The 3,117-nt window shown below is 40.3% G+C and carries 4 protein-coding genes and 1 pseudogene; 2 read left to right on the top strand and 3 right to left on the bottom strand.

The genetic code is table 11. The features are described from left to right. Positions 1–174: 174 nt before the first annotated feature. Together ABZA00_RS16705 and ABZA00_RS16710 are read right to left on the bottom strand one after the other, a co-directional pair. Positions 175–318, bottom strand: a complete 144-nt coding sequence (locus ABZA00_RS16705) for a sodium-dependent bicarbonate transport family permease (RefSeq protein WP_372883284.1) — start codon at positions 316–318, stop codon at positions 175–177. 60 nt (positions 319–378) lie between these two features. Continuing rightward, positions 379–582, bottom strand: coding sequence for a hypothetical protein (locus tag ABZA00_RS16710; protein WP_372883285.1), 204 nt, complete (start codon positions 580–582; stop codon positions 379–381). Positions 583–747: 165 nt separating this feature from the next. On the opposite strand from ABZA00_RS16710, the gene ABZA00_RS16715 reads away from it, so the two are divergent. Continuing rightward, on the top strand, positions 748–1,710 hold the full coding sequence (locus ABZA00_RS16715) for a LysR family transcriptional regulator (RefSeq protein WP_372883286.1): 963 nt from the start codon (positions 748–750) through the stop codon (positions 1,708–1,710). An 85-nt stretch (positions 1,711–1,795) separates the two neighbouring features. Here ABZA00_RS16715 and pfkA read toward each other — a convergent pair whose 3' ends face one another. Next, on the bottom strand, positions 1,796–2,758 hold the full coding sequence (pfkA, locus tag ABZA00_RS16720) for a 6-phosphofructokinase (protein ID WP_372883287.1): 963 nt from the start codon (positions 2,756–2,758) through the stop codon (positions 1,796–1,798). Positions 2,759–2,946: 188 nt separating this feature from the next. On the opposite strand from pfkA, the pseudogene ABZA00_RS16725 reads away from it, so the two are divergent. Continuing rightward, positions 2,947–3,117, top strand: a pseudogene (locus ABZA00_RS16725) (S24 family peptidase); the annotation flags it as partial.

Genomic DNA, 3,117 nt, shown 5'->3' on the forward strand with positions numbered 1-3,117 from the left:
GCGACGGCATAAGTGCCAACGCTCACTGAACCATAGTGTGCCGCAATAGAGGTGCATCCTGTCGTTTTAATAAACCGATGTAATAAAGAATCGGGAAGGCGATTAAGGGTAACAATAAACCCAAAAATAGAATATAGATTGACTGTGTTAACAACTCCCACGATGCATGCTCAGCTAGAGCCCCCCCTTTAAGCCGATAGCGACCATTAAAAATAAAATTAATGACTGATAGAGCTCTTTAGGAAAGTGTATTTTTGAATCGACTAATACGGCAAAAACGCCCAGTAAAAAAAATGAAATACTGACATCGATCTGCATTTTAACTTACTGATTTTCATATAATTAAGTATGGAAAGAGTTATGTAAAAAAGCACTAAGTTAAGATTGTTCACTAATCATATTGTAAGGCGTCTTGTCCCTGATATTTTGTTGCGGTTTTTTAGTCCAGACAGCAATAACAATTAACGCAATACCTACCGAGATCAAAGCAAAACCTGCCGGATCCTGCTGCGCAATCAAAGCGCCTGGCACATTAATAGCAATTGCGACGCATAAGCTGAATTTAAATTGAATATTTTTCATAATCCCTCCTGTTAATCAAAGCAATGTAAGAATAACGACAGAAAATGAATTAATTTTCCGTGGTTATTTTTAATGAACGGATTATGACAAAACCAATCAATAGACAATTGTTGATATTATCAATACAATAGATAGATAAAAGTCTATTTAAAATTGGTTAATTATATGAAATCAAGACTTCATGCCCACGTGGGCACAATCAGACAACTGGAAATATTATTGGCCGTTCACGATAAGGGCAGTATTAATGAAGCGGCCAAGGCACTATTTTTAACTCAGCCTACCGTATCAATACAGATGAAAAAATTGACCGATGCGATTGGGGCACCGTTGTATAACTATGCAAACAGGCAATTAGTATTTACCGATATCGGTTTAGAATTAGTCAAAACGGCAGTAGAGGTTCTCGATAGCTTTGCCCGGCTTGATATGTCATTAGGGAATATTAAAGACTTTAAATCAGGTACATTGAGGCTGGCGGTTGTAACTACATCAAAATATTTTATTCCCCATTTACTAGGACCTTTTTGCGAACAGTATCCGAATATAGATATACAACTAAAAATAGGTAATAGAGAGCAAACCATTGAGCGGCTTAAAAAAGGCGTTGATGATTTTTATGTATTCAGCCATCCTCCGGTTGATATGGATACCGAAAGTATAGAGATTTTAAGAAATCCGCTGGTGGCGATAGCACATGAAGATCATCCCATCGCCAAAGTTAAAAACTTAACCTTAAAAGATTTGTCTGCAGAGCCTTTTTTGATGCGTGAAAAAGGCTCTGGTACGCGTTATGCCATTGAAGAATTTTTAAAGCAGCATAACGCTAAACTTAATGTGAAAATGACTATTGAAAGCAACGAGGCAATTAAACACTCAGTGATGTCAAAACTGGGAATCTCTATATTATCCGCCCATACATTAACCTATGGCGGGCAGAGCGGGCTGGCACGTTTACCGGTAAAAGAACTGCCGATCAATTCCCATTGGTTTTTTGTTTGGTCTAAATCAAAACGTCCAACCCTGCTCGCTGCAAAGTTTCTGGCTCATATTGAAACAAATGGTCGGGCATTATTACAACAAGAGATGATAAAAACCGGCATTTCGTATAACCAAACTAATAAGTGACGGGGCTAAGGCCGCAAATCCTCATAAAAAATTTGCGGCCATTTGGGCTCTCGCTGGTGCCGTTTTTTTAGGCCATTATGGAGATCTAAAATAAAGAGTCTGACAGATCAAACAGTTCCTGATTGAAAGGCCGCTTCATATTGTTAATACAATCGATGATATCATAGTGCACCATCTGTGAATTCACTATGCCGACACAACGACCGCCTTCACCTTCCAGTAACAACTTAACGGCGAAAGAACCCATACGGCTTGCCAGAATGCGATCCCGCGCCGTTGGTATACCACCACGTTGTATATGACCCAAAATTGTTGCACGTGTTTCACGCCCGGTTTCGGCCTGAATATGTTTAGCAAGCTTATCAACGTTTGTTACATGCTCACAGATTGCAACAAGCATGTGCGTTTTACCTTTGGCAATACCGGCTTTAATTTGTCCCAACAACTCCGCTTCGTGATACTCTTTTTCCGGAATAACAACAAACTCTATACCACCAGCCACTGCCGCACCTAAGGTTAAGTCACCACAGTACCGCCCCATAATTTCAACAATGGAGATACGTTTGTGTGATGCCGATGTATCACGTAAGCGGTCAATTGCTTCCACAACGGTATTGAGTGCGGTATCAAAACCTATGGTATACGTAGTGCCGGGAATATCATTATCGATCGTGCCGGGAATACCGATACAGGGGTAGCCCATTTCGGTGAGTTTTTTAGCCCCCATATATGATCCGTCACCACCAATAACCACTAAGGCATCGATATCATGTTTTTTAAGATTTTCAATGGCTTCTTTGCGGACACTTTCCTGTTTAAATTCAGGAAAACGGGCAGAGCCTAAAAAAGTACCACCATGATTAATAACATCGGAAACAGAATGGCGATCCAGCAGTTTAATATTGTCCTGATGCAGACCGGCATAACCTTCATAAATGCCATAAACATCTAAATTATGACGTAACCCTTCACGTACTACTGCACGGATTGCCGCGTTCATCCCGGGAGCATCACCGCCACTTGTTAACACACCTATTTTTTTAATCATTACAGACACCTCGGCTAATAAACTCTTTAATTATGTTAAAACTGAGTATAGGGCGAATAATACTAATACGCTTGATAAAAAACACTATTTGCCCGTTGGCGATCCACTTCAGCCCGGTCTCCTATTTTTATTGTTGTGCTTATAAATTTTCACGCTATAATTAACTGTATTTATATACAGCACTAATTATGAAGATTATCCCCATTACAGCCAGCGCGGGCATTACTGGCTTTGAAAGCCCGGCAAGTGACTATCTGCAGCTGCCCTTAAGTCTCGATGCATTATTAATCGAGCACCCGAGTGCGACTTTTATTGCCAAAGCTGACGGGCACTCAATGCAGGAGGCCGGTATTTTTAAC

Origin of the sequence: Psychromonas sp., from assembly GCF_041586535.1 — a bacterium.
Classification (GTDB): Bacteria; Pseudomonadota; Gammaproteobacteria; order Enterobacterales; family Psychromonadaceae; genus Psychromonas.